The organism is Microtetraspora niveoalba, from assembly GCF_001570405.1.
GTDB classification, from domain to species: Bacteria; Actinomycetota; Actinomycetes; order Streptosporangiales; family Streptosporangiaceae; genus Microtetraspora; species Microtetraspora niveoalba.
Genome location: NZ_BBYM01000012.1, coordinates 182,690 through 209,559, shown reverse-complemented (window position 1 = coordinate 209,559; position 26,870 = coordinate 182,690). Strand labels below are relative to the sequence as shown.

The following is a 26,870-nucleotide window of genomic DNA, read 5'->3' as shown; positions in this document are numbered from 1 at the left end:
GATCGAGAGCGAGCCGAGCGCGGGCGGTGCGACCCGCGACGAGGCCGGCACCACGGTCCGCGCCACGGCCGACGCCCCGGAGGACACGGCGGGCGAGGCGAGCGGGCGCGCCCTCGCGGCCGAGGCGCCCGCGGCCGCCCGGGAGGGCGTCACGATGCCGCTGACGCCGCCCGCTCCCCCGGCCCCGGCCGGCAACACCACAGCGGACGACACCACGGCCGAGGAGGCCGCCGCCACGGCGGCTCCGTCCCCGGGCGACGGCGTCACGGCCGCTCCGGTCACGTCCACGACCGAGAAGAACCCGGGTACGCCTCCGGCCGAGGGGGCCCCGGCGACGCCGACGCGGGAGGCGCCGCTTCCCTTCGCGGCCGAGGCGCCGCCGCGTCCCCCCGTCACGCCTCCGGCCCCCGGCGGGAACGCCGGGCCCGGTTTCCGCCGGCTCTCGGACCTGGCCAGGGAGGCCGGGCGCGGCCCGTACGACTACGCGTCCGGCGAGCCGTTCGCGCCGCACGGCCCCTACGCGGGATACGGCCGCACGCCCTACCCGCCCGTCGACTCGCCGTACCTGCGGGGCGTGGAGGAGCCCGCCCCCCGCAAGCCGGCCCGGCAGCCCAAGTCGAAGTCCTTCATCGGCGGATTGACCATCTGCCTCGCCCTGATCGTTGGAGGGATCATGGTCGCGGTGCAGCAGAGCACCGGTTCTCCGAGCATGCCGGTGATCGGCGGGGCGGTCCTCGCCACCATCGGCACGGGCCTGCTCATCGCGACGTGGTTCGGACGAGGGGCAGGACTGGTCGCCGCCGGGGTCATCGTGTCGCTGGCCCTCGTCGCGGGGTCGACGCTGGGGGGCTTCCCCAAGAGCGTCGGCTCCTTCACCTGGCACCCGAGCGAGATCTCACAGCCGGGCAGGGAGTACGCCGTGGGGATCGGCGAGGGCAGGCTCGACCTGAGCGACCTCAAGCTGGCGCCCGGCTCGCGCACCCGCTTCGACGCGTCCGTCTCGATCGGGCAGCTTGTGGTGATCGTGCCGCCCGACGCACGGGTCGAGGTCCACGGACACGCCCGGATCGGCGAGGTCAAGATCGATCACAGGGTGGAGGACGGCATGGACGTCCAGTTCAGCCGGATCCTGGAGCCGGAGAAGTCCTCCGGCGACGCCCCGACGATCGAGCTGTACGTCAAGGCCGGGATCGGCGACGTGGACGTGCGCCGGAGCGGCGACGAGCCCGAGCGCGTCCCGGACCCGCTGGACAGGCTCCTCGACGGGAAGACGCGCGGGAGCGGCGACACCCCGCCGGCCGAGCCGCGTGTGCCGAACCGGATCAACGTGGAGGTGCCCAGTGGCGCGTGACCCCGAGCGGCGTACCCGTCTGACCCATCCGACCGACTGGCTGGCCCTCCTGGGGGGCCTGCTGTTCATCGGGATCGGCGTCCGCTACATGATCGGGCCCACGCCCGACGCGCTCATGATGCTGCTGGTCCTCATCGTCGGCCTCGGTTTCTCCGCCTTCGTCGCGATCATCGCGTCGGCCGTGCGCAGGCGCTGAGACCGGCCGGCCGTCTCACGGAACGACCCGCCACCCCCCGTTAGACTGGAACGATGTTGGCCCTGGACCTCGTCAGCACCATCCGCGCGAGCCGTACGGGCCTGACGGACACCCTGGCCGACGTCGCGGGCATGACGGCCTGGGGACGAGCGCACGCCGACGTGTTCGGGCTCGACGCGACCTCCTTCGTCGCCGACGAGACGCTGCGGGCCGAGGTGGTCGAGTTGCGCCAGGCGGTGCGCGCCCTGTTCGCCCGCGCCGTCTCCCCGGAGCCGCCCAGCAGCGCCGACGCGCATCTGCTGCCGCCGTTCGCGGAGGCGCTCCACCTGGTGAACGCCACGGCGGCGGCGGTGCCGCTCGTGCCCCGGCTCGACTGGCCGGCCGACGGCGCGCCGAACCTCGCGATCGTCCCGGCGGATCCGGCGAGCGAGTCCGCGCGGGTCCGCGCCGCCCTCGCCGGCTCCGCCATCGAGCTGCTCGCCGGTCCCTCCCGCGAGCGGCTGCGGACCTGCCCCGCCCCGCGCTGCGTGCTCTATTTCGTCAAGGACCACGCACGGCAGGAATGGTGCTCCGTCGCCTGCGGCAACCGCGCCCGTGCCGCACGGCACTACCGGCAGCACAAAGCACACTGAGGCCCCCGCACCGGCACCCCGCACCGACCCGCTGACCGGGCCGCGCGCGGCGGCGCTGCACAGCCGCGGGTTTGCCGCATCACCTCCGGACACCTCATCACCGCGGGCGACGACCGGCCATGACTCCGGAGAGGCCGGCGCCGACCGGTCTCGTGGCCCGGCCGGTGCCCCATGTCATGCGTCAGGCCCTCCGCTGCCGTAGTGGGGCGCACAGATGACACAAATCGCATGTTGTGTGACGTATGACACTCACATATAACGGAGCCAATCCGCAGAATCCGTTATATTCCTAACGGATCAATCCGTTAGGAATGGTGAGGAGCAGTCCCATGACCTTCAAGACGGGCCACGTCGGTCTCAACGTGTCGGACCTCGACGCGTCCACGGCGTTCTACGTCAAGGTGTTCGGCTTCGACGTCGTCGGCGAGTCCCGCGAGGAGGGGCGGCGTTTCGCCTTCCTCGCACTCGACGGCACGCTGATGCTGACCCTCTGGGAGCAGAGCGAGGGCAGGTTCGGCACGGGGATCCCCGGCCTGCACCACCTGGCCTTCGAGGTCCCGGACATCGAGGCGGTACGCAGGGCCGAGGCCGCCGTCCGGGAGACCGGCGTCACCGTGTTCCACGACGGCGTCGTACCGCACGGCGAGGGCGCGTCCTCCGGCGGCGTGTTCTTCGAGGATCCCGACGGCATCCGCCTGGAGATCTATGCCGCCACCGGCGCCGACGAGCGGCCCGCCCCCACACCGGGCGCTCCGACCTGCGGTTTCTTCTAGAAACCGGCATCAGGGCAACTGGCATCGAACGGTCGTCGGGGAAGGAGACGAGGATGCGGCACACCGGAGAGGTCGCGGTACAGCGCCGCGCGGGCGTCCGGGCCGAAAACTGGGGGTCGGCGAACACGCGGCCGGACATCCCCGAGGTGGCGGCGGGCTTCCTGGCCGCCCAGCGCATGCTCGTCATCGGTACGGCCGGCCCGGACGGGCGCGTCTGGGCCGGCCCGCTGACCGGGCCCGCCGGTTTCGCCGCGGCGTCGGGGCCGCGCACGGTGGTGATCGACGCGCTGCCCGGCCCGCACGACCCGCTGTCCGGCGTCTTCGACGCCGAGCGGACCACCGGGCGGGTCCCCGTACGGAACGACGGACACGACGCCGGGCAGGTCCCCGTACGGAACGACCGACAGGTCGGCGGGCGGAACGACGGGCAGGGCGGCGGGCACGACATCGGCATGCTCGCCATCGAGCCGAGGACCCGGAGGCGGATGCGGATCAACGGCCGTGCCCGGCGAGAGGGGAACGGCCTCCTCGTCACCACCGAGCAGGTCTACGCAAACTGCCCCAAGTACCTACAGACCCGCGAAATCGCGGAAGAGCCCGCCATCTCGACGGCCATCACTCACAGGAGGGCCGCACTCGGCCCCGGGCACCGGGAGTGGATCGAGGAGGCGGACACGTTCTTCGTCGCCACGCACGCGGAGGGGTTCGGCTCGGACGTGTCCCACCGGGGCGGCAACCCCGGTTTCGTCCGGGTCGTGGACGAGCGCCGGCTGGTCTGGCCCGACTACGTCGGCAACTCGATGTACATGACGCTCGGCAACCTGGAGCTGAACCCCGCCGCCGGGCTGCTCTTCCTCGACTGGACCACCGGCGACGCGCTGCACCTGACGGGCCGGGCCCGGGTCGACTGGGACCCGGGCGACGTCCCCGGCGCGCAGCGCCTGGTCGAGTTCGACGTCGACGAGGTGGTCCAGGTCGGCGGCGCGAGCCCGCTGCGCTGGACCTTCGGAAATTACTCCCGTTTCAACCCTCAGGTGAGGAACCGATGATGCGCGTCCAGGTGGACAGGGAACTCTGCCGGATACACGCCCAGTGCGTCTTCGCGGCACCCGAGGTGTTCGAGCTCGACGAGAACGACGAACTGCACTACGTCATCGATCCGGACGGATCGCTGCTCCCGGCCGTCGAGGAGGCCGCCCTGCTCTGCCCGGTGCAGGCGATCTCCTTCCACGACTGATCGGGACCGGGAAGCCGCACTCCGGGGCCGGGACCGGGCCGAGAGCGGCGCCCCTACAGAGCCACGCAGAAAGGACGACCGCCATGAAGCCACCGGTTCCTCCGTTCACCGAGGAGACCGCGCGCGTGAAGGTGCAGGCGGCCGAGGACGCCTGGAACACCCGCGATCCCGCGACCGTCGCCCTCGCGTACACACCCGACTCGGTCTGGCGCAACCGGGACGAGTTCGTCACGGGCCGCGAGGAGATCGAGCGGTTCCTGGCCCGCAAGTGGGCGCGGGAGCTCGACTACGCGCTCCGCAAGGACCTCTGGTCCTTCACCGGCGACCGGATCGCGGTGCGCTTCCAGTACGAGTGCCGCGACGCGAGCGGCCAGTGGTGGCGCAGTTACGGCAACGAGCTGTGGGAGTTCGACGGCGACGGGCTGATGCGCCGGAGGGAGGCGAGCATCAACGACCTGCGCATCGACGAGCACGAGCGGCGGATATTCGGTCCCAGGCCCGTCGAGGAGCGGGGCCAGACTTTCCCTCTCGCCTGACATTTGGGGGGTTGACCGGGCCAAACGGCGGCGTACGTTCGCAGATATCCGGTCTCACCTCTTGTCCGGGAGGATGAATGCCCCGAATCTCCGTCACCGTCGACGGCATCCGATACGACGAGGAGGTGGAACCGCGCCTTCTCCTCGTCCACTTCCTGAGAGATCGACTGGGGAAGACGGGCACGCCGATCGGCTGCGACACGAGCAACTGCGGCGCCTGCACGGTGCTCCTCGACGGCAGGAGCGCCAAGAGCTGCTCGGTGCTGGCCGTACAGGCGGACGGCTGCGACATCGTCACGATCGAGGGCCTGGCCGCCGGCGAGAGCTGGCACCCCATGCAGAAGGCGTTCCACGAGGAGCACGCGCTCCAGTGCGGCTACTGCACCCCGGGCATGATCATGGCGGCGATCGACCTGCTCCACGACGACCCGGACCCCTCGGAGGAGGACATCCGCGAGGGACTGGAGGGCAACCTCTGCCGCTGCACCGGCTACTGCACCATCGTCCGCGCCGTACGGCGGGCCGCCCGGGAGATGTCACAGGAGCAGGAAGGGGCGGCGGCGTCATGACCGAGCAGCTCGACGCGGGCGTGGTGGCCCGGCAGATCAAGGAGAGCGACCTGCTCGGCGGCCCCGGCGGCGGGAACGAGGTCGGCCGGGCCCGGCGGCGCAAGGAGGACGCGCGCCTGGTCACGGGCCGCACCCAGTGGACCGACAACATCCAGCTCCCCGGGCTGCTGCACGTGGCGTTCCTGCGCAGCCCGATGGCGCACGCCCGGATCACCCGGGTGGACACGTCGGTGGCGCGCACCCAGCCGGGCGTGGTCGCCGTCTTCAGCGGCGCCGACTTCGCCGCCGAACAGGGCAGCCTGCCGTGCGCGTGGCCGGTCAGCGAGGACATCGTCATCCCCGACCATCCACCGATGGCGGTGACGGAGGTCCGGTACGCGGGCGAGGCGGTCGCCTGCGTGGTCGCCACCGACCGCTACAAGGCCGCCGACGCCCTGGACGCCATCGAGATCGACTACGAGCCCCTCGACGCCGTGACGGACATGACGGCCGCACTCGAAGACGACAGCCCGAAGGTCCACGAGTCCGGCAACAAGGCGTTCACCTGGACGTTCGCCCAGGGCGACATCGACGCCGCCTTCCGCGACGCGCCCGTGCGCGTGGACCGCACGTACGTCCAGCAGCGGCTGATCCCGTCGGCGATGGAGCCGCGCGCGGTGGTGGCGCAGACCGACGGCGACTCCTTCACGCTCCACTCCGCGACGCAGATCCCGCACATCCTGCGGGTGATGCTGGCGCTGACCACGGGGATCCCCGAGCACAAGCTGCGCGTCATCGCCCCCGACGTGGGCGGCGGCTTCGGCTCGAAGCTCCAGGTGACCGCCGAGGAGGTGCTCTGCCTGCTGATCACGCGCCGCCTCGGCAAGCCGGTCAAGTGGACGGAGTCGCGCTCCGAGGGCAACCTGACCGTCCACCACGGCCGCGACCAGCTCCAGCGGATCAGCGTCGCCGCCGACGCCGACGGCCGGGTCCGGGGCGTCAAGGTGGACCTGCTGGCCGACATGGGCGCGTACCTCATGCTGGTCACGCCGGGCGTGCCGCTGCTCGGCGCGTTCATGTACTCCGGCATCTACAAGATGGACGCCTACGACTTCACCTGCACGGGCGTCTTCACCACCAAGATGCCGACCGACGCCTACCGGGGCGCGGGCCGGCCGGAGGCCACGTTCGCGATCGAACGGATCATGGACGAGCTGGCGGCCGAGCTGGGCATGGACCCGATCGAGCTGAGACGGCGCAACTGGATCGGGCACACCGAGTTCCCGTACACCACGATCTGCGGCCTCACGTACGACTCCGGCAACTACGAGGCGGCCACCGACCGGGCGCTCGCGCTGTTCGGCTACGACAAGCTGCGCGCCGAGCAGGCCGACCGCAGGGAGCGCGACGATCCGGTCCAGCTCGGCATCGGCGTCTCCACGTACACCGAGATGTGCGGTCTCGCGCCGAGCCGCGTCCTCGGCAGCCTCTCCTACGGGGCGGGCGGCTGGGAGCACGCCTCCGTCCGGGTGCTGCCGACCGGCAAGGTCGAGGTCGTCACCGGCACCAGCCCGCACGGCCAGGGCCACGAGACGGCGTGGAGCCAGATCGTCGCCGACGCCCTGGGCGTGCCGTTCGAGGACGTCGCCGTCATCCACGGCGACACGTCCTCCTCGCACAAGGGCATGGACACGTACGGCTCGCGCTCGCTCGTCGTCGGCGGCGTCGCGGTCGTGCAGGCGTGCGAGAAGGTGAAGGAGAAGGCGAAGCAGGTCGCGGCGCACCTGATGGAGGCGTCGCCGGACGACGTCGAGTTCTCGCGGGGCGAGTTCCGGGTGCGCGGCACGGGCACGTCGCGGACGATCCAGGAGGTCGCCCTCGCCACCTTCGCCGCCCACGACCTGCCGGACGGCTTCGAGCCGCGTCTGGACGCCGACGCGACCTTCGACCCGGACAACTTCTCGTTCCCGCACGGCACGCACCTGTGCGCGGTCGAGGTGGACACCGAGACGGGCGCGACCAGGATCAGGTCGTACGTCGCCGTCGACGACGTGGGCAACGTCGTCAACCCGCTCATCGTGGAGGGCCAGGTCCACGGCGGCATCGCGCAGGGCATCGCCCAGGCGCTGTTCGAGGAGGCGGTCCACGACGCGGACGGCAACCTGCTGACGACCACCATGGCCGACTACCTGCTGCCGTCGGCCGCCGACCTGCCCGCGTACACGACCGATCGCACCGAGACGCCCGCGACGACCAACCCGCTCGGCGTCAAGGGCGTCGGCGAGGCGGGCACGATCGCCTCGACCCCCGCCGTCGTCAACGCGATCGTCGACGCGCTGCGCCCGTACGGCGTGCGCGACGTGCCCATGCCCTGCACCCCCGAGCGCGTGTGGCGCGCCCTCGGCCCGGCCCGTACGACCAAGAGCACGGACGGAGGTCTGTCATGATCCCCGCGTCGTTCGACTACGTCCGGGTGTCGTCGCTGGACGAGGCCCTGGAGACGCTCCGCGAGCAGGGCGAGGAGGCGAAGGTCCTCGCCGGAGGCCAGTCGTTGCTTCCCCTGCTGCGGCTGCGGCTCGCCTACCCCGGCACGCTGGTGGACCTGGGGCGCGTCGAGGAGCTGCGCGGCGTCGCCGACCGCGGCGACCACGTCCTGATCGGGGCGATGACGACGCACTACGACGTCGTCGCCTCGCCCGTCGTGCGGGAGCACTGCCCCCTGGTCGCGCTCGCCACGGCGACCGTCGCCGACCCCGCCGTACGGCATCGCGGCACGTTCGGCGGCTCGCTGGCGCACGCCGACCCGGCCGGCGACCTGCCCGCGGTGGCGCTCGCGCTGGACATGGAGTTCGTGGTCAGGTCGGCGGCCGGGGAGCGCGTGATCCCGGCGGCGGACTTCTTCCTCGACTACCTGGAGACCGCGCTCGCGCCCGGGGAGATCCTCACGGGCGTCCGGGTGCCCAAGCTCGGGCCGGGGTGGGGGTTCCACTACGAGAAGTTCCACCGTACGGCCCAGGCGTGGGCGATCGTCGGCGTGGCGGCGGCGGTGCGCCGGTCGGGCGGCGTCGTCGAGGAGGCGCGGGTCGCGCTGACCAACATGGGGCCGACGCCGGTCCGCGCCACCGCCGTCGAGCAGGCGGTACGCGGCGCGGAGCCGGGCGGGAACGGCGGAGCGGCGGGCGGGGCACTGCGCGCCGCGGCCGAGCGGGCGGACGAGGACACCGATCCGCCGGCCGACCTGCACGCGCGGCCGGACTACCGCAGACACCTGGCCCGGGTCCTCACCCACCGCGCCCTCCTCGCCGCGGCCGGCTGACGCCGGCCACACGCCTCGGCGGGGCGGCTCCCCCCGCGCGCCGCCCCGCGTGGTGGCTCCAGCCGGTGCCCGTCGCCCGGTGGCGGCGACGGGCGACCGGGTCGTACTGTCGCAGTTGGAAGCCCTGTCTCGGTTGGAAGCCCTTTTCGCTGTCGCAAGATCGGCGCGGCCGACGGAACGGAGTCGTCCCATGGCGATGCGGTTCGAGCACGAGTTCACGGTGCCGGTCCCGGTCGAGCGGGCGTGGTCGGTGCTGCTGGACGTCGAGCGGGTCGCGCCGTGCCTGCCGGGAGCGACGTTGGAGTCGGTCGAGGGCGGCGCCTTCACCGGCGGCATGCGGGTCAAGGTGGGCCCGATAACCGTGACCTATCGGGGCAGGGCGTCGTTCGAGGACGTCGACGAGGAGGCGCACACGCTGACGCTCACGGCGTCCGGCAAGGAGGCACGCGGCTCGGGCACGGCCGGAGCCACCGTACACGCCCGGCTGGTCCCCGAAGGGGGTCACACCAGGGTGCGGGTCGAGACGTCCTTCAACGTCACCGGGAGGCCCGCGCAGTTCGGCCGGGGCGTCATGGCGGAAGTCGGGGCCAAGCTGATCGACCGCTTCGCGGGCAACCTGGCGGCCCTGCTGGAAAGCCGGGAAGACCTGGGAGAGGAGGCGCCGGCGGCGGAGCCCGTCGCGTCGGTCACCCCCATCGGCCCGAGCGGTCCCGCAGGCGACAGACCTCCCGGTGAGGCCGGCGCGACCACCCCCGGGACGGGCGAACCGGAGCCGGCCCATGGCGGGACGATCCGGCCCATCGCCACCGGGGCACCGGAACGCCCCGGGGAGCCGGCCGGGGTGCCCGCGCCGCAGCGGCATCTGACGGCGGTGCCGTCCCCGACGGAGCGGGCGGGCGGCAAGGTCGAGATCCGCCCGGCCGGCGGGCCCGCGACCCCCGGATCCACCGGTGAGGAGGCGCTCGACCTGCTGCGCGTCGCCGGGGTGCCCACCCTCAAGCGGCTGGCCCCCGTCGCGGGCGCGCTGGCCGGCATCGCGATCGTCGTCTACCTGTTCCGGCGACGTTCGTCCCGATAACCCGGCACGCGAGCCTTCCCGGCGAGTCGACCCCTTCGAGGAAGCAGGGCCTTCCTGGTACGCGGGATCTTCCCGGCACGTCGGCAAAAATCCCGTCACCTTCTCCCAAACCAGGACGAGTCGCCTAAGGCAGGGGAAGACCACGGAGTGTCGAAACCGGCACTCGGGGGGTTCGCATGGCGGTGCGACCGGACGTGACCGTTGTGGTGATCACCTACAACGACGCCGCCCGGCTTCCGAGGGCGGTCGGCTCGCTCCTGCGCCAGTCCCTGCGCAACCTGGAGATCGTCGTGGTGGACGACGGGAGCACCGACGACACCGCGCGGGTCGTACGCGACATGCCGCGCGTCCGCTACATCCGCCGCCGGTCCAACAGCGGCGGCTGCGGAGCGCCGCGCAACGCGGGGATGGACGCCGCCCGCGCGCCGTACGTCATGTTCCTGGACAGCGACGACGAGCTGCCGCGCCACGCCTGCAAGAGCCTGCTGACGGAGATCGAGCGGACCGGCGCCGACTTCGTGACCGGCCAGATCTCGCGCCTGTACGAGTGGAGCGGCAGGACGGCCCCCTACTACCCCTCGCTCTTCCGGCCGCGACGTGTCGTGCCCGGGATCGCCGCCGACCCCGCGATGTTCCTCGACGGGTTCTCCACGAACAAGCTCTACCGCCTCGGCTTCCTGCGCGAGCACGGCATCCGGTTCCGCGAGGACCTGCTCTACGAGGACCACATCTTCACCGCCGCCGTGTACCGCGCGGCGCGGCGGTTCGCGGTCGTGCCGTGGCCGGTCTACCTGTGGCACCGGTCGGCGGGCGCCGATCCGTCCATCTCGCTCCGCCTCGGCTCGGTCGAGAACGCCCGCCACCGCGTGGTCGCCGCCGAGGCGGCCGACCGTGTGCTCAGGCGCGGCGGCCTGGCCGAGCTGGTACACGAGCGGCAGCGCCGGTTCGTCGTCCAGGACCTGCGGGTCTACCTCAACGCGCTGCCGCGCTTCGACGCGGTGTGGGCCAAGGAGTTCGCCGCCGTGGTCCGGCCGTACCTGGCGGCGCTCGAACCGGGCGTGCTCGACCGGGCGGAGCCGATGGTGCGGGTGTGCGCGGGGCTCATCCTCGCCGACCGGGTGGCGGACCTGCGGGTGGCGGCCCGGTCGCTCACCGGGGCCAGGGCCGGTCCGCGCGAGGCCGTCGTCCGCGACGGCCGCACCTACTGGGGCGCCGTCCCCGGCGACGCGTACGACATCACGGACATGCGGCTGGCCGAGCTGCCGTTCTCGGCGTCCCGGATCAGGCACGAGGTCACCGAGGCGTCCCTGTCCGGGACCGTCCTCTCCCTCACGGTCCGCACGTACGACCCGTTCGGGGTGCTCGACCGCCACCCGCCCACGGCGGCCCATCTCGTCGTGGGCGCCCAGCGCGTACGGCTCGCGCCCCAACGGCACCCGGAGGGCGGCTACACCGTGCGGGCGGAGGCGGATCTGTCCGGGGCGAACCCCCGCGCCTTCTGGTGGGCGGGGTTCCACGAGCCGCGGATCGCCTTCACCCGCGCGGACGGGCACGTCACGAGCGACCGCCTCCTCGCCGAACCCTCGCTGCCGCCGCTCACCGCGTCCACGCCCGCGCACCGGGTGACCGTACGCCCCGAGGGCGACAGCGCCGTGCTGCGGACGGTGTGGGAGCGGCGCGGCGCGACCGGGCGCGTGGTGCGGCCGTTGCTCGCCCTGCGCAGGCGGATCATCCGGCATCCGCGGTACCGGGATCTCAAGATCCGGGTCTACCGGGGCCTGGTCAGGGTGGTCCCCCGGCGGCGCGACCTGGTGTTGTTCGAGGCCGACTGCGGCAGGGGCTACACCGGGCACCCCCGGTACATCCACGAGGAGATCCGCCGCAGGGGGTTGCCGCTCCGGGCGGTCTGGTCGGTGTCCGCGCACCGGCGGAACTTCCCCGGCGACGTCGCCAAGGTCCGCAGGATGAGCTGGCGTTACCTGTGGACGATGGCGCGGGCCGGATGGTGGGTGGACAGCCACGGCATGCCGCTCGGCTTCCCCAAGCCGCCCGGCACCCGCTATCTGCAGACGTGGCACGGCCAGGGGTCCAAGTCGGTCGGGCTCGACTCGCCGGACATGCGCGGGGACTTCCCCGGCCCTCGCGAGCAGTGGCGGGCGAACGTCGCCCGGTGGGACGCGCTGGTCGCGCCGAGCGCCGAGTTCGAGCGGATCTTCGTGCCGGCCAACGAGTACGCCGGGCCGCTGCTGCGCTTCGGCTCCCCGCGCTGCGACGTGCTCGTACACGGGGACGCGGCGGCGGCCGCCCGCGCCAGGGACCTCCTGGAGATCGGCGAGGGCGTCCGCGTCCTGCTGTACGCGCCGACCTACCGGGACCGCGCGAAGCACTCCGGCCGGTCCGTGCGGGTGGATCTCGACCGGCTGGCGGCCGAGCTGCACCCGGAATGGGCGCTGATCCTGCGCACCCATCCGGTGGAGCGGTTCGCGGTGCCCGAGCGGCTGCGCCACTTCGTCCGGCCCGCGGGCGGGTATCCCGAGGTCAACGACCTCATCCTCGCCGCGGACGCGCTGCTCACCGACTATTCGTCGGTCATGTGCGACTTCGCGGTCACCGGCAAGCCGATCGTGCTGTACACGGACGACTGGGAGGAGTACCGCCGGGTCGAGCGCGGCCTCCACCACGACCTGACCGAGATCGCACCCGGCCCGTGCGTCACCACGACCGAGGAGCTCGTCCGCGTGCTCCGCGACCTCCCGCGCGACGGCCACGCCTGGACGCCGTACGAGGAGCGGTACGCGGCCTTCCGCCAGATGTGGTGCGCCAGGGAGACCGGAGAGGCGGCGGCCCGGGTGGTGGACGCGTTCTTCGCCGAGGCCGCGTCGCCACGCCGCTCGCTCGCCCGGTCCCTGGCGTCCCTCGTCGCGGGCGTCGTCGTGCCCGCGTTCGCCGGGCGCGGGCGCCGGGTCCGCGAGCTGCCGCTCCCCGAGCGGCCGGTGTGATGCGGACCGTCCTGTTCGTGTGCCTGGACGCCGACACCCTGGGCGGCGTCCAGCGCGTCACGCACACCGTCGCCCAGGGGCTCGCCGAGCGCGGATACGAGGTCCACGTGGCCGGGTTGCACGCGTCCGCGGACCCCGTCCGCTACGTCGAGCGCCCCGCCTACACCCGCCACCCCGCCCTGAGCGCGGCGCCGGCGAAGCGGTGGCACGGCCGGTCGGGCCGGCGGGCGATCACCCGGCTGCTCGCCGGGATCGGCCCCTGCTACGTGGTGATGACCTCGCCCGCCGTGGTGACCGCGATGCGGGACCTGCTCGTCCCGGGCCGCCACCTCGGCATCGGCCAGTACCACGGATCGTTCGACCACGCCCTCGGCTCGTGGCACTTCCGCTCCGTACGGGCGCACTACGGAGCGCTCGACCAGGCCGTCTTCCTCAGCGCCGACGACGCGCGGCGGTTCTCCGAGGAGGCGCTGCTGCCGAACGCCTGCCACCTGCCGAACCCGCTCCCGGGCTGGCCCTCGGCGGTGTCGCCGGTCGAGGGCCGCCGGATCCTCGGCGTGGGGAGGCTGGCCGGGGTCAAGCGCTTCGACCGGCTGATCTCCGCGTTCGCCCTGGCCCGCCGTACGGGAGGGGCCGCGGGCTGGGAGCTGCACCTGATCGGGGACGGGCCGGAGGAGGGGCGGCTCCGGCTGCACGCGGCGGCGGAGGGGGTGGCCGGCCGGGTGGTCTTCCGGGGACGGATACCGGCGGCGGGGATGCCGTCGGAGTACCGCAAGGCGTCGGCGGTCGCGCTGTCGAGCGAGCACGAGGGGCTGCCGCTGGTCATCGGGGAGGCGGCGTCGTACGGGGTGCCGTGCGCGGCGTTCGACGTGTCCGGAGGGGTCCGGACGCTGGTGCTGCCGGAGCGTACCGGCCTGCTCGTCCCCCCGGGGGACGTCCCGGGCCTGGCCGCCGCGCTGTCACGGCTGACGGGCTCCGCGGACGAGCGGCGGCGGCTGGGCGCCGCCGCCCGCCTGCACGCGGAGCGGTTCCGGCCCGAACGCGTGCTCGACCGCTGGACGGCGCTGCTGGCGCACGTCAGCCGTTGACGAGCTCACGAGGACGCTGCGCGGGGACGCCGGCCAGGGTGCGCTGGCCGTCGGTCAGCAGCGCCGGGAGCGGGCCGGGCTCGCGCAGGCGGACCAGCAGGTCGCGGTTGCGCTTGCGCCACCGCGCGGCCCTGCGCTTGCCCGCCGCGGCCTTGTACGCGGAGATGTGCTGGCGCTCCGCCTTGGGCGCGCCGGTCAGCTCGTACCCGCAGGCCGAGAGCCGCTCGCCGAGCACCTCCTCGCAGAGCGCGATCTCCCACGGCTCCAGGCGGCTGGACCAGCTCCCGGCGCGGGCGGTGGTGACGTCGCCGTGCGTGTTGCGGTGCCAGACCTTGTGCGCGGGCACCGCCACGCGGGCGACGTGCCTCGGCTCGCACATCGCCGGGTCGTAGTCCTCGCCGATGAACGCGCACAACTTCCTGAGCTCGTTCTCCGGGTCGGACGTCAGGTCCTCGTAGCGGAGCTGGTAGAAGGTGTCCGCGGGGAGCCTGCGGGAGTTGCGGCGGCCGAAGTCGATGGCCTCCGCCCAGTTGGACACCGCGTGGAAGCTGTCCAGCGTGTACCAGGGCATCTCCTTGAGGGAGGCGACGCAGTCGCGGCCGTCCCTGATCAGGTGGATGAACTGGGCGTCGGGGAACATGCGCATGAGCATGTCCACGTGCTTGAAGTAGCTGGGCCGCTTGTCGCCCCAGCGCGGCTTGCCGAACCGCTCGGCGTAGCTCTTGAAGACCATCCCGATGACGGATCCGAAGCTGCCCGGTCCCATCATCGCGGCCTGCACGAACTCGGCCTTGTCCAGGCCCAGCTCGCGGAACTTCGTGTTCCTGCCGTTCGCGATCCACTCGGCGAGCCTGCGGCGGTTCTCCGCCTGCCGCATGTCCCCGTACGACTTGCGCGAGAAGTAGGCCGGGACCAGGAACCGGGTCTCCGGCGGAACCGCGATGCGCGGGTGGGAGTGCAGCATGAGCTGCAACATCGTCGTGCCCGAGCGCGGGCAGCCGACGACGAAGATCGGCCTGTCCGACTGCATGGAAATCAATCCCCCTGTGTTGGAAACTCAGCGTGCGACGGCTCAGACGGCCGGTGACTCAGCGTGCGGCGACGCGGTGCGCGGGCCGGTGGTCGGGCCGCGCGGGGAGCCCCGCGAGGGCGCGCTGTCCCTCGGTCAGCAGCGCGGCCACCGGGCCGGGCTCGCGGAACCGGTCGATCTGCTCGGTGACGCTCTTGCGCCAGCGCTTCCTGCGGAATCGCTGCTCCACCTTGCGGTAGGCCGCCAGGTGCTCGCGGGCCGGCCGCGGCGCCCCGCTGAGCGAGTAGCCCTGGTCGACCAGGCGCTCCCCCAGCACCGCCTCGCACAGCCCGATCTCCCACGGCTCCAGCCGCTCGGCCCAGGTGCCCGACCGCTGCGTCGTCACCTCCGAGCGGGTGTTCACGTGCCAGGTCTTGCGCTCCGGCACGACGTCCGCGACCCGGTACGGCTCCCGCATCGCGGGGTGGTACTCCTCGCCGATGAACGCGCACAGCCGGGTCAGCTCGTGCTCCGGGTCGGCGGTCAGGTCCTCGTACCGCAGCTCGTGGTAGCTGTCGGGCGAGAACTTGCGCATCGCCCGCCGGCCGAGGTCGATCGCCTCAGCCCAGCGGTGCGCCGCGTGGTAGACGTCCTCGCCGAACCACGGCATCTCCTTGAGCGAGGCCACGCAGTCCCGGCCGTCCCTGATCAGGTGGATGATCTGGGCGTCGGGGAACATGGCCAGCATCTCGTCGAGATGGCGGATGTACGGCGGCCGCTTGTCCCCCCAGCGCGGCTTGCCGAACCGCTCGCCGAACATCTGGTAGACGAGGCCGACGACCGAGCCGAGGCTGCCCGGCCCCTCCACGGCCCGCGTGACGTACGTGTCGCGGTCGACGCCGAGGTCGCCGAACTGCGTGCGGCTCCCGTCGGCGATCCACTCCGCGAGCCTGCGCCGGTTCGCGGCCTGCCGCATGTCGCCGTACTTGTGGCGCTTGTTGTAGGCGTGGACGATGATCCGGGTCTCCGGCGGCACGGCCAGCCGGGGGTGGGCGTGCAACATGAGCTGGAGGAGGGTGGTGCCCGACCTCGGGCACCCCACGACGAAGATCGGCCGGTCAGACAAGAATCTTCTCCCTTTCATTCACCGACACGGCGCGGGCCACCTCTCTGGTCCCCAGCCAGGCGCGGTAGACGAGGACGGACTCGAACGCCAGCAGCAACGCGCCCATCACGGCGGAGGTCCAGAGCCAGGCCACGGCGCCGAGGATCGGCGCGATCACGAAGACGGCGGCGTGGAACTCGATGCCGCTGATCAGGTGTGAGCGGACGCGGTGCGCCACGAGGAACATCCGGACGCGGTCGTACCAGGGGAACTGCGCGCGGAAGCCCCGCTGCAGGTCGACCAGCGCGCGGCCGTCCTCGTCGGCGACCCGCTCGAAGTCGCGCCGCACGTCCTCGGTGCTGCTGCCCGGGGCCGCGCCGAGCAGCTCGTCCATGAACACGCACTCGGCTCCGGCGTTCTCCCTGGCGGCCGCCCGCGTGGTGTCCCTGACCCGTTTGAGCTGCGGGCCGTTGATGTAGCGGAACAGGTCGAGGATGACGACGCCCGCCCCCGCGACGATGTAGACGAGGTCGCCGGTGCGCGCGTACAGCGCGGAGGCGATGCCGAACGCGCAGCAGAGCACCCGGACGCGGTCGCCGACGTAGTCGAGCCACAGCCCGAACGGCGTGCCGGTGCCCTTGAGCCGCGCGATCTTCCCGTCCATGCAGTCGACGGTGAAGCTCACGAAGAACAGGGCCGCCCCCGCGACCAGCAGCTCCTGGGCGAAGCACACGGCTGAACCGAGGCCGACGACCATGGAGAGCCGGGTCAGCCCGTTCGGTGTGATCGAGGTGTGGTTGGCCACCAGCAGCGCGAGCCGGCAGGCGATCGGATCGACCAGGAAAACGGTCCACCACGAGTCCCTGCGCTTCCGCACGGCCAGCACATCGTCCAGCGTGAAGCGTCCCATGGGGGCAAGCATGACTACGGTCAGTAGCCGGTCACATGCGAATCGGTGCTAGGGAGGTCAACTCGTTGCCACTTCTTGACTCTCCCCCCGACCTCGTCAAAGGGTCCCGCAGGCATCACTGTCATCCGTTACAGTCCGTTACAGTCCTGTGCCGGGGGGAGATCATGCAGGTCGGAACGTTGTATCAACGGCTGCGAAAGCGCCTGGCCGCCGGGGGGACCACACCGGGCGCGGCACTGATCAGGGAGGACGCGAGCCCGTTACAGGCCCAGCGCGAGACCTTCGGGCTGGTGTGCTCGGTGCTCGCGGAGGCCGGAGTGCCGTACTTCTGCGTCCGCCCGCCGCGAGGCAGACCGCCGGCCGTGGCCGTCGCCACGACGCACCGGTCGGAGGCGCTGTCGGCCCTCGCCCGCTGCGACCGGCCGCTGCTCGCCGGGCGGCAGCCGTACGGCAGGCGGGGCGAGCGGTCGACGGAGGTGGGCGAGATGCGCCCGCTCCGCCGCGCCGGAGGCCTGGACGGCGCCCGCGTCCTGCGGGTCGCGCTCTACTTCACCAGCCCGTCCCGCACCCTCACGCTCGGCGCGGACTACGGCTGCGACCTGGAGTTCTGGACGCCCGAGGGAGACACGCTCGTGGCTCCGCGCCCCAACCGGTCGTGCGACATCGTGCCCCTGCGCGGGCAGACCGTCGAGGGCGGCGAGGAGCTGTTCAACAACCTCGTCTCGCCGTCGCGGAGCATCGGAACCTATCCGACGCGGCCGGAGTTCACCCGCCGCCTGATCGACGACATCGACTTCCCGATCGACGCGGTCTACACCTGGGTGGACGGGTCCGACCCGGCCTGGCGGGCCCGCAGGGATCTCGCGCTGACCGGCGGGTTCAGCGAGCTGGCCACGACCGACGCCCGTTTCGTCAGCAGGGACGAGCTGCGCTACTCGCTGCGCTCGCTCCTGACGTACGCGCCGTGGGTGAACCGGGTGTGGGTGGTGACGGACGGGCAGCGGCCCTCCTGGCTGGACGCCTCCGACCCGCTCGTCACGGTCGTGGACCACAAGGAGATCTTCACCGACCCGTCCGTGCTGCCGGTGTTCAACTCGCACGCGATCGAGACGCAGCTCCACCACATCGACGGGCTGTCGGAGCAGTTCCTCTACCTGAACGACGACTTCTTCCTCGGGCGGCCGCTGCCGGCGCACACGTTCTTCGAGGGGAACGGCATGCCGCACTTCTTCCCGAGCATCGTGCACGTGCCGTTCGGCTCCCCCGCGGACGAGGAGTCGCCGGTCCACGCGGCCGGGATGAACAACCGGCGGATCCTGGAGACGCTGTCCGGCCGGACGCTCACCCAGAAGATGAAGCACGTCCCCTACGCCCTGCGCCGCTCGCTGATGTACGAGATCGAGGAGCGGTTCGCCGAGGACGTGGCGGCGACGGCGCGCGGCGCCTTCCGCAAGTCCAGCGACATCTCGGTCGTGTCGTCGCTCGCCCACTACTACGGCTATCTGACCGGCCGCGCGGTGCCCGGCGTGCTCGAGTACACGTACGTCGACCTGGCGCTGGAGGAGACCCCGGCCAAGCTGCGGCGCATGCTCGCCAAGCGCAAGCACGACGCCTTCTGCCTCAACGACACCGCGCCGACCACCGAGGAGCAGGACGCGCTGCTGATGCGCTTCCTTGAGGCGTACTATCCGACGCCGAGCCCGTTCGAGCTGTCCTGACCGTCAGGCGAGGGCGCGCAGGCGGGCGACCGCGAGCCCGCCGGAGACCCAGTGCCCGGTGCACTCGAACGAGCCGGGGTACAGGTCGTCCCCCCACCCGGCGCCGCGCATCTTCCTGGCGTAGCCGAGCACCCACAGCGTCCGCACGCCGCCCAGCCGCGTGGCCGCGACCCGGGGGCGCACGTCCCGCCCGGAGAAGCTGCCGTCCCGCTCGGGCGTCCTGCGCAGCAGCACGTCGTCCAGGCGGGCGAAGACGCCCGGATAGACGGCCAGGTACTTCCGGGTCAGTCCGGGGGCGAAGGCCACCGCGTCGCCCGGCCGCGCCGCCTCCCGCAGCACCGCGATGAGCGGTTCCGGATTGTCCTGCCGCCCGTCGGGTCCCCGGGTCGCGAGGTGGCCGGGGACCGCCAGCCCGACCCCCGCCACGAGGAGCGGGACCGCGAGGGCGCGTGACAGGGCGGCCAGCCCGGCTCCGGCCAGCAGCGCGGCGGCGGGCACGCAGCACAGCACGTAACGGAACACGTAGTACGGATGGACCGCCCAGGACGCCGCCAGCAGGACGAGCGGGGACAGCAGCAACCAGGGCAGCGCCAACCGGGCCACCGCTCCGCACCGGGCCATGCCGTACAGCGCGAGCGCGAGGACCAGCGGCGCGACGCCCGGCCACAGCGATCCGGGCGCGCCCAGATCGCCGAAGATCCGGACCGCGAGCAGGCGCAGCTCCTCGGGACCGGGAGAGTGGATCCAGCCGACCTGGGCGCTCTGCCGCGACGAGAACCACGCCAGCGGCAGCACCGCCACCAGCGCCGCCCCGGCCGCCGCGCACCAGGGGATAAGGAGGGCCCGCGGCCCGCCCCCGGCCGGACGGCGGAGTCGTCGCGCCTCCGCCAGGACGTACAGGCCGTGGCCGCCGACGACCAGGAAGGCGAACAGGTTCAGGTGGGCCAGCCCGGCCAGGGCCGCGCCGTACAGGCAGAAGCGCCGCCGGGAAGGCGCGCGGACCGCACGCACCAGCAGCAGGGTCGCCCCGACGGCCGCGGCCATCGTCAGGGCGTACGGCCGGCCTTCCTGGGCGTAGCGGGAGAAGGTCGGCATCAGCGCCAGGAGCAGCCCGCCGTACAGGCCCGCCCGGGGGTTGCCCAGGTCGCGGCCCAGGACGGCGAGGCCGCTCGCGGCCAGCACGCCGCCCAGCACCGAGGGCAGCCGCAGCGCCAGGTCTCCGGTGCCGAAGACGGCGGTCACGACGTGCATGAACGCGTAGTAGACGCCGTGGACGGCGTCCACCTGGCGCAGCAGGTCGAGCATCTCGGCGGGGGTGCGGGTGACGGCGCTGACCGTGGCCGCCTCGTCCCGCCAGACCGGCGGGGCGTCCAGTCCCCACAGCCCGGCGGCCAGCGCGACCGCCGCGGGCAGCGCGGGAAGCAGGAGCCCGGTACGGCGCGGGCGGGGAAGCACGAAGGGGCGCGTGGGCGCGCCGGTCGGGAAAAGGCTCATCTCGGTTCCTTGGACGGGCGGGCCACATATCGGGAGGGCCCCGGGCTCCGCAGGGCACGGTCGGCGGGGATGGTACGCGGGCCGGCGCCCGCGGGCGGGCCCGGGTCCGAGACCCGCGGGCGGACCCGACCCGGAGCCCCCGGGCACGGGGCGGGGGTTCAGGTCAGCATCCGGTCGACGACGCGCTCGGACGCGTGGCCGTCGTCGTACGGGCAGAACCGCACCGCGAAGTCCCGGTACCGCGCGGGAGACGGCCGGGAGAGGTTCGCCAGCGCCGCGCCGACCGCGCCGGCCACCTCGTCGGACGTGCGGACGACCGGTCCCGGGGCCTCCTTCTCGAAGTCGAAGTAGAACCCCCGGACCTGGTCGCGGTACCGCTCCAGGTCGTAGGTGAAGAAGACCATCGGCCGCGCCGTGCAGGCGAAGTCGAACATCGCCGACGAGTAGTCGGTGACGAGCACGTCCGTGACGGCCAGCAGGTCCGCCATGTCGGGAAAGCTGGAGACATCGAAGGCGCGTCCGCCGAGCACTTCCGGCGCGCGACCGGGGACCCCAGGAGTCGCGTCTCCCCCGGCCCACGGGATCGGCGTCGCCACCCGCCCGGTCATCAGGTAGTGGGTCCGGACCAGCAGGACGACGTCGTCGCCCAGCGCCCCGGCGACCCGGGCCGCGTCCAGTTCCAGTGCCGCGCGCCCCCGGCGGGCGTGTTCGTCGTCGCGCCAGGTGGGGGCGTAGAGGACGACGCGCAGGCCGTCGGGGATGCCGAGCGCCCGGCGCGTCCGCTCGGCATGGCCCGGGCGCAGAAGCACGTCGTTGCGCGGGTAGCCCGACTCCAGCACCTCCCCTTCGTAGCCGAACGCCCGGCACAGGATGGGGGTGGAGAACGGGTTCGGCGACACGAGCACATCCCACATCGGGGCGTAGCGGTCGAGTCCCTCGTAGAGGTCGCGGTTGGCCAGCGGCTTGCCCCTGACGTCGCGGCCCAGGCGCTTGAGCGGCGTGCCGTGCCAGGTCTGCACGAACGTCTGGTCCGGCCGCTTGGCGTACCAGGACGGCTGGGTGCGCCGGTTCGCGACCACGAACCGGCTGGTCCCGAGTGCCTCCTCGTGTTCGCGGGAGCCGTACAGCACGGTGCGGATCCCGGCGGGGACGGTGAACTGGCCGTCCCTGGTGACCCAGACGAGGTCCAGGCCGAGGTCGCGCCGCCGCAACTCCTCGCAGATCGCGCGGGGGTTGCAGGAGTACTGGCCGCCGCCGTAGCTGTCGAACAACGCCGCGTCCCTGATCCGGGTGCGATGGTGGCGCGCCGTGCCGCGCAGCCGGCGCAGGGCGTACCTGCCGCGCTCGTCCGGGCGCAGCGCCGGTCTGACCAGCAGCCGCAGCTCCCCGCCCGGGCCGGGGAGGAAGGAGATCCGGTGCACGGAGGTCGTGTGCGGCTCCGGCGGGGCGGCGAGCAGTTCGGGGGCGAGCGTGAGCGGCCGGTCACCGAGGAGCACGCGCCATCGCCCGCTGCGCGGCGGCAGGCCGCACGGGGTGACGCCGACGGTCGCGGTGAATTGCGAGCCCGACCATTCGACGGGCCACTCGTGCCGCTCCCCCGCGTCCCCGAGCTGGAGGGCGACCCGGTCCGTACGGCTCCCGCCCTCGCCGCCGAGGACCAGCTCGTGCGCGTCCGTCCAGCGGACACCGGTCACCACGGGCGCGGAAACCGGGGCGCCGGGCGCCTCGGCGGTCGCGGCGCCCGCGGTGAGGACGAGGCCGTCGTGCGCGGTGAGGGACACGTGGAGGTCGCCCAGCCGGAAGGCACGCTCTCCCGCGTCCCGGTGGCCGCTGGCCCGCTCGGCGCGCTCGACGCCGCGGGCGGAGACCCGGGCGTGCAGCGTCCACGTCCCCTCGGGCAGCCGGACCGGATCGACGTCGGCGACGAACCCCGACCTGTCGTGTGACACGGCGGACTGGCGGGAGTCCGCGGTCACGTCGGGCCGTTCCGCCCGGCGCGCCTTCAGCGGGATCCGCCGGTCGCCGGACGCGAGCCAGACCTCGACGTCGCAGAGCTTGCTGTCCACCCGGGAGAGGTAGGCGTGTCCGGTGACGCGCAGCCCCCCTCCGCCCGGCCGTACGTCGTCGACCACGGCGTGGGCCCGCAGTTCGGGCCCGGCCTCGTAGACCTCCTCGGGGACGCGGGGATCGCCGAGGAAGGGGTAGTCGAAGTACCAGCGTGTGCCGTGCCGTACCAGGCCGTGGTCGTCGATCTCGGTGCGGGCGAACCGCTGGACGGCGGCCAGCTCCTTGGGCATGCCCTCGCGGACGAGATGGATCTGGAGCCGCTGGAGCGCGGGCAACCCGACGGCCGCGGCGGGGTGGAGCGCGTCGAGGGACGCGCGGGCGCTGTCGAACAGCCGGCGCGCGATCCCGGCCCGCGCCGTGGCGAGCATGTCGAGGAGGAGCGGGAACTCGGTCTCGGCGATGTGCTGGTCGTGCCGCCGCCGCAGCTTGCGTGCGTGCGCGGCCAGGAACGCGGAGACCGCGGCGGCCGACGCGAGCGACCGGGCGACGCGTTCGGGATCGCCGCGTCGGTCGCGCGCGGACCCGGGCCTGGCCCGCCAGAGGTAGACGGCGTCGCCGAGCACGTCGGTCGCGGTGGACAGGACATGGGCCGGGATCGCGACCGGCGCGTCCTCGTACGGCCCCTCGGGGAACGTGAGGCCGTGCGCGTCCCAGAAGGAGCGGCGGAACACCTTGTTGGTGACGTGCCGGTCCTGGAGCAGGTCGCGGTTGGCCCGGACGTGCGTACGCAGGACGGTCCGGCCGAACCCGGGCGTCACGGAACGCGACTTGACCGTGCCGTCGCGCCGCACCCGGGTCACCGCGCCGCAGGCCAGGTCGGACCCGGTCGCGTCGAGCGTCTCCACCATGGTCCGGTAGGCGTCCGGGGGGACCATGTCGTCGCCGTCCGCGAACGCGAGATAGGCCCCGGTGGCGCGGGCGATCCCGGCGTCGCGGGCCGGGCCCGGCCCCCTGCCCGGTCCGCGGATGACCGTGAACCGGGGGTCGGCGGCGGCGAACGCGGCGGCGACGGACGGCCCGCCGTCGGTGGAGCCGTCGTCCACGAGGATGTACTCGACGTCCGTGAGAGTCTGCGCGCGCAGCGAGTCGAGGCACTCCCCGACGTGCTCCTCCACGTCGTGGAACGGAACGATCACCGAGAGCCTGGGAACCGTACGCACGCGGCCAGGATGCCCGCGATCAGCGGTCCCGGGCCGCTCGGACGTCGTGCGCCTTACCGTGGCTTGGGCCATCCTTGACCCGGGGCCCGCGTCCGGAAACCACCCGGCTGCACCCGGCCGCCGCGCCTCGCCATCCTCGCCAGCGCCCGGCCGCACGCCTCGCCATGTCCACGCCATGTCCACGCCGTGTCCGCCCGGCGCCGCGCCTCGCTATGTGCGGTCGGCCGCCGCGCCGAAGATGCGGTCGACCACCCGGCGGGCGGCCTGGCCGTCGTCGAGCGGGCAGAACTTCGCCACGAACTCGCGGCGCGCGTCCGTGTACTTGGCGGCGACCTCGCCGGCGTTCGCCACCGCCTCGGCGACCTCGTCGGCGGTGGCCAGCAGCGGCCCCGGCACCTCGGCCGCGTAGTCGAACGGGAACCGGCCCGCCCACTCGTCCACGTCGTACGCGAAGAACAGCATGGGGCGGCCGGTCGGCGCGAAGTCGAACATCGCCGACGAGTAGTCGGTGACCAGGACGTCCGCGAGCGGGTAGAGCTCGCGCACGTCGGGATGGACGGACACGTCGCGGACGAAGTCCCCCGGGGCCGTCACGGGGGCCTGCGCGGCCAGCGAGGGGTGCCTGCGCACGAGGACGACGTGGTCGTCGCCCAGGGCCGCCCGCATCCGTTCCAGGTCGAGCCGCGTCTTCTCCCGGGCGGCGCGCCGGGCCGGGACGTACAGGACGACCTTCCTGCCCTCGGGCAGGCCGAGCGCGCGGGCGGTCTCGGCCGCGACGGCGTCCCGGCCGGGGGCGCTCAGGAAGTCGTTGCGCGGCAGCCCGGTCTCCACGATCTCCCCCTGGAAGCCGAAAGCCTCCCGCAGCAGCGGCGTGCAGCGCGGCCCCGGCGAGAGCAGGTGGGTCCACCGGCCCGCCTCGCGCTCCACACGAGTGGGAACGCAGCCGTGCCGGGTCTGCAGCACCGTCTGCCCGGCGCGCGGCTCGAACCACGGGGGCAGGTGGTCGTCCACGACGACGTACCGGCAGCGGGCCAGCGCCTCGTAGTACTCCCGGCCCGCCGTGCGGACCGGCTCGACTCCGGGCGGCAGCGCGACCTGCCCGTCCCTGACGTTCCACAGGAAGGCGAGGTCGGCGCCCCGGTCGCGCAGCTCCTCGTAGACGGCGCGCGGGCTGCCGGAGAACCGCCTGCCCGCGTGGCTGCTGAAGAACACCTCGGCGCGCAGTGGGCGCTCCCGCATCGCCGGGTACGCCTCCAGCCGCAGCACGCGCTGCGCCTTCCTGCCGCGCTCGCTCGCGGCCAGGTCGCCGCCGACCGTGAGCACGGCGTGTCCCGCGTCGTCGGCGGCCAGCTCGAACCTCCGCCGCGCGGTCTCCAGCACCGGCGGGAAGTCCGGCTCGAACTCCAGCGGCAGATCCCGCCCCCCGGCCCGTACGGCGAGGCCGTACCGGCCCTTGGGCAGCGGAAGCGGGCCGGCCGGGGTGTCCACGGCCTCGGGCGCGAGCAGCCCGCCGAACCGGGCGCCCGTGCCGTCCAGGGGGACGAGCCGTTCGACGGAGCGGTCGGGCGAGGCGACCACGAGGGCGCGCGGCCCCTCCTGCGGCTCGGCGAACCCGCCCTCGACCAGCAGCTCCCCGCCGGCCAGCCACTCGGCGTACTCGGCGTACGCGGCGGCGGCCTGGTCCCTGAGCACGAGCTCGCCCGAGGGGTCGCGCAGCACGACGATCTCCCGGTCGCCGCGGCCGAACCGCCGCGGCGACAGGTCCTCGGCCACGGTCACCGGCGTCACCGCCCCGCCCGCCCGGTCGACGGTGACCCGCCACCGTACGGGCAGGTCGAGCAGCCCGGCCTCGACACCGCCGAGGCCGAACCGGCGCGCGGGCAGGAGCGCGGCCGGGTCCACCTCGACCTCGAAGGTCCGGCCGTCGGTGCTGACGGGGACGGCCAGCGGCACGCCGCCGGGCTCCCGGGTGAACCGCAGCACCGGCTGCGGCCCCAGCTCGCCCACCACCTCGCCGCGCAGGTGCAGCCGCCCGTCCCGTACGGCGTGGCCGGTGACGCGGACGGCCTCGCACTCGACCCGCAGGGCGAGCGCGCCCGCGTCGGTCAGCGTCGGCGTGACGTAGTGGCCGGGCAGCGCCGGTTCCAGGCTCCGGGCCCCCGCCTGGTCGGCGAAGGAGGCGCCCGGGTCGGCCAGCGGCCCGCGCCGCATGAGCCCGCGGTGGACCACGTGCAGCTCGAACCGCCACAGCGCGCCGCCCTCGCTCGCGTCGGCCAGACGCCGGGGGTCGACGACGAGCCGGAACCCTCCCCAGTCGCGGCGTCCGCGCGGCCTGCCGCGCCTGGCGGAGATCGCCGTCCGGGTGACGGCGGCGGGCACGCGGACCCGGCGGCCGGTCCCCTCCTGGACGAGGGTCGCGAAGACCTGCTGATGGAAGCGCCTGGTCGGGCGCAGGTGCCGGAGCGTCACCCGTCCCTCGACGGCCAGCCTGTCCTCCTCCCAGGCGACCCGGTCGACGCGGGTCACCGGGGACAGCTCGCCGCGCAGCCGCGAGACCTCGGCGGGGATGTCGCGCCTGGCCAGGAGCGGCGTGTCGAGGTAGTGGCGGCCCAGTCGCCGGACGACCTGCCGGCCGGGCCGCGCCCGCCTCTCCCACTCCATGAGCGCGATCAGGTCGTCGAGCCGCCGCTCGCCGACCAGGTGCCACCTGAGCCGGCGCGCGGCGGGCAGCGCCTCCGTGACGGACGGCGCCACGCGGTCGAGGTACGCCCCGGCGAGGTCGAGGAACCTGGCCCGGAAGGCGTCCGAGGCGGTGTCCACGACGTCGAGGAAGTTCACCATGTCGTGGTCGAGCACGACCTGGTCCCAGGCGGGGATGTGCTCCTCCAGGCCGTGCGCGGCGAGGAAGCGCCGCACCGAGGTCACCGCGGCGAAGCGGTCCTCCAGCCCCCGGACATGGTTCTTGTCCTGCGTGATCGACGGCCCCGCTCCGTCGCGCTCGCGCCACAGATGGACGGGCGCGGGCAGCACGTCCACCGAGCGCGCCAGGAAGTGGCCGGTCAGCGCGACCGAGATGTCCTCGTACAGGACGCCTTCGGGGAAGCGGAGGCCGCGGGCGTCCCAGAACGAACGACGCCACATCTTGTTGGTGACCAGGCGGTCCTTCAGGAGCGCGGGCCGGGCGCTGACATGGGTTGCGGGCGCCGGGCCGGTGAAGATCTCGCGGTGCATCGCGGACGGCCGCGCCCCGCGCGGGTTGAACCGCCGGACGTCGCCGGTGGCCAGGTCGGATCCGGTGCGGCGCAGCTCGGCCAGCAGGTACTCCACGGCGTGGAGCGGCAGCAGGTCGTCGCCGTCCAGGAAGCAGACGAACTCGCCGCCGGCGTGGCGCAGGCCGGTGTTGCGCGCCGCGCCGAGCCCGGCGCCGGCCTGCCGTACGAGCCGGAACCGGGGGTCGCGCTCGGCGTGGCCGCGGGCGACGGCGGCGCCGCCGTCGGAGGAGCCGTCGTCCACCACGACCGCCTCCAGGTCGTGCCACGTCTGCGCGGCGACCGACTCCAGGCAGGCCGCCAGGTACCGCTTCACGTCGTGGACGGGGATGATGACGCTCACGCGAGGCACGGACGGGTCCTTCGAGGTCGTCGGGAGTCGCT

At 73.4% G+C, this 26,870-nt stretch carries 20 protein-coding genes; 14 read left to right on the top strand and 6 right to left on the bottom strand.

The window, feature by feature from the left end:
* From AWQ70_RS13275 to AWQ70_RS13215, 13 genes are all read left to right on the top strand, one after another.
* A partial coding sequence (locus AWQ70_RS13275) for a LiaF domain-containing protein (protein ID WP_218004512.1) occupies positions 1 to 1,351 on the top strand: 1,351 nt, incomplete at its 5' end.
* Positions 1,341 to 1,547, top strand: coding sequence for a hypothetical protein (locus AWQ70_RS13270; protein WP_067174986.1), 207 nt, complete (start codon positions 1,341 to 1,343; stop codon positions 1,545 to 1,547). The genes AWQ70_RS13275 and AWQ70_RS13270, both read left to right, overlap by 11 nt.
* Before the next feature lie 53 nt (positions 1,548 to 1,600).
* Positions 1,601 to 2,179 carry a CGNR zinc finger domain-containing protein gene (locus AWQ70_RS13265; protein WP_067174985.1) on the top strand — a complete coding sequence of 193 codons (579 nt, stop codon included), beginning with the start codon at positions 1,601 to 1,603 and terminating at the stop codon, positions 2,177 to 2,179.
* A 329-nt stretch (positions 2,180 to 2,508) separates the two neighbouring features.
* Positions 2,509 to 2,952 (top strand): VOC family protein, encoded by a 444-nt coding sequence (locus tag AWQ70_RS13260; protein ID WP_157530042.1) that lies wholly within the window; start codon positions 2,509 to 2,511, stop codon positions 2,950 to 2,952.
* A 53-nt stretch (positions 2,953 to 3,005) separates the two neighbouring features.
* Entirely contained in the window at positions 3,006 to 4,001 is a 996-nt protein-coding gene (locus AWQ70_RS41150) for a pyridoxamine 5'-phosphate oxidase family protein (protein ID WP_067174981.1), read from the top strand.
* A complete protein-coding gene (locus tag AWQ70_RS13250; RefSeq protein WP_245646933.1) occupies positions 3,998 to 4,189 on the top strand; it encodes a ferredoxin in 192 nt (63 codons plus the stop codon). Before AWQ70_RS41150 ends, AWQ70_RS13250 begins: the two co-directional genes overlap by 4 nt.
* Positions 4,190 to 4,272: 83 nt before the next feature.
* A complete protein-coding gene (locus tag AWQ70_RS13245; protein WP_067174976.1) occupies positions 4,273 to 4,725 on the top strand; it encodes a nuclear transport factor 2 family protein in 453 nt (150 codons plus the stop codon).
* Between the two features lie 77 nt (positions 4,726 to 4,802).
* Positions 4,803 to 5,294, top strand: coding sequence for a (2Fe-2S)-binding protein (locus AWQ70_RS13240; protein ID WP_067174974.1), 492 nt, complete (start codon positions 4,803 to 4,805; stop codon positions 5,292 to 5,294).
* The gene (locus AWQ70_RS13235; RefSeq protein ID WP_084516948.1) at positions 5,291 to 7,720 is read left to right on the top strand and encodes a xanthine dehydrogenase family protein molybdopterin-binding subunit; all 2,430 of its coding nucleotides are present in this window, start codon (positions 5,291 to 5,293) and stop codon (positions 7,718 to 7,720) included. Before AWQ70_RS13240 ends, AWQ70_RS13235 begins: the two co-directional genes overlap by 4 nt.
* The gene (locus AWQ70_RS13230) at positions 7,717 to 8,589 is read left to right on the top strand and encodes an FAD binding domain-containing protein (protein ID WP_067174973.1); all 873 of its coding nucleotides are present in this window, start codon (positions 7,717 to 7,719) and stop codon (positions 8,587 to 8,589) included. The genes AWQ70_RS13235 and AWQ70_RS13230 overlap by 4 nt, the downstream gene beginning before the upstream one ends.
* A 190-nt stretch (positions 8,590 to 8,779) precedes the next feature.
* Positions 8,780 to 9,667: an SRPBCC family protein gene (locus tag AWQ70_RS13225; protein ID WP_174552388.1), complete on the top strand. Its 888-nt coding sequence runs from the start codon at positions 8,780 to 8,782 to the stop codon at positions 9,665 to 9,667.
* Between the two features lie 176 nt (positions 9,668 to 9,843).
* Positions 9,844 to 12,666 carry a bifunctional glycosyltransferase/CDP-glycerol:glycerophosphate glycerophosphotransferase gene (locus AWQ70_RS13220; RefSeq protein WP_067174971.1) on the top strand — a complete coding sequence of 941 codons (2,823 nt, stop codon included), beginning with the start codon at positions 9,844 to 9,846 and terminating at the stop codon, positions 12,664 to 12,666.
* Complete coding sequence (locus AWQ70_RS13215; RefSeq protein ID WP_067174968.1) at positions 12,666 to 13,754, top strand: glycosyltransferase; 1,089 nt, start codon at positions 12,666 to 12,668, stop codon at positions 13,752 to 13,754. The genes AWQ70_RS13220 and AWQ70_RS13215 overlap by 1 nt, the downstream gene beginning before the upstream one ends.
* On the opposite strand, the gene AWQ70_RS13210 is transcribed toward AWQ70_RS13215, so the two are convergent.
* From AWQ70_RS13210 to AWQ70_RS13200, 3 genes are read right to left on the bottom strand one after another with little or no spacing between them, the layout of a single operon-like run.
* Positions 13,744 to 14,784, bottom strand: coding sequence for a sulfotransferase family protein (locus AWQ70_RS13210; protein ID WP_067174965.1), 1,041 nt, complete (start codon positions 14,782 to 14,784; stop codon positions 13,744 to 13,746). The genes AWQ70_RS13215 and AWQ70_RS13210 overlap by 11 nt on opposite strands.
* A 58-nt stretch (positions 14,785 to 14,842) precedes the next feature.
* Positions 14,843 to 15,889 (bottom strand): sulfotransferase family protein, encoded by a 1,047-nt coding sequence (locus AWQ70_RS13205; protein WP_245646932.1) that lies wholly within the window; start codon positions 15,887 to 15,889, stop codon positions 14,843 to 14,845.
* Positions 15,882 to 16,778 (bottom strand): CDP-alcohol phosphatidyltransferase family protein, encoded by an 897-nt coding sequence (locus AWQ70_RS13200; RefSeq protein ID WP_157530041.1) that lies wholly within the window; start codon positions 16,776 to 16,778, stop codon positions 15,882 to 15,884. Before AWQ70_RS13200 ends, AWQ70_RS13205 begins: the two co-directional genes overlap by 8 nt.
* A 164-nt stretch (positions 16,779 to 16,942) precedes the next feature.
* On the opposite strand from AWQ70_RS13200, the gene AWQ70_RS13195 reads away from it, so the two are divergent.
* A complete protein-coding gene (locus AWQ70_RS13195; RefSeq protein WP_169808655.1) occupies positions 16,943 to 18,496 on the top strand; it encodes a stealth family protein in 1,554 nt (517 codons plus the stop codon).
* Positions 18,497 to 18,499: 3 nt separating this feature from the next.
* Here the strand turns inward: AWQ70_RS13195 and AWQ70_RS13190 are convergent, their stop codons facing one another.
* The 3 genes from AWQ70_RS13190 to AWQ70_RS13180 form a co-directional block, all read right to left on the bottom strand.
* Positions 18,500 to 19,990 (bottom strand): glycosyltransferase family 39 protein, encoded by a 1,491-nt coding sequence (locus AWQ70_RS13190; RefSeq protein WP_067174958.1) that lies wholly within the window; start codon positions 19,988 to 19,990, stop codon positions 18,500 to 18,502.
* Between the two features lie 158 nt (positions 19,991 to 20,148).
* A complete protein-coding gene (locus AWQ70_RS13185) occupies positions 20,149 to 23,217 on the bottom strand; it encodes a bifunctional glycosyltransferase/CDP-glycerol:glycerophosphate glycerophosphotransferase (protein ID WP_067174955.1) in 3,069 nt (1,022 codons plus the stop codon).
* Positions 23,218 to 23,427: 210 nt separating this feature from the next.
* Positions 23,428 to 26,838, bottom strand: coding sequence for a bifunctional glycosyltransferase/CDP-glycerol:glycerophosphate glycerophosphotransferase (locus AWQ70_RS13180; RefSeq protein WP_067174952.1), 3,411 nt, complete (start codon positions 26,836 to 26,838; stop codon positions 23,428 to 23,430).
* Positions 26,839 to 26,870: the final 32 nt, after the last annotated feature.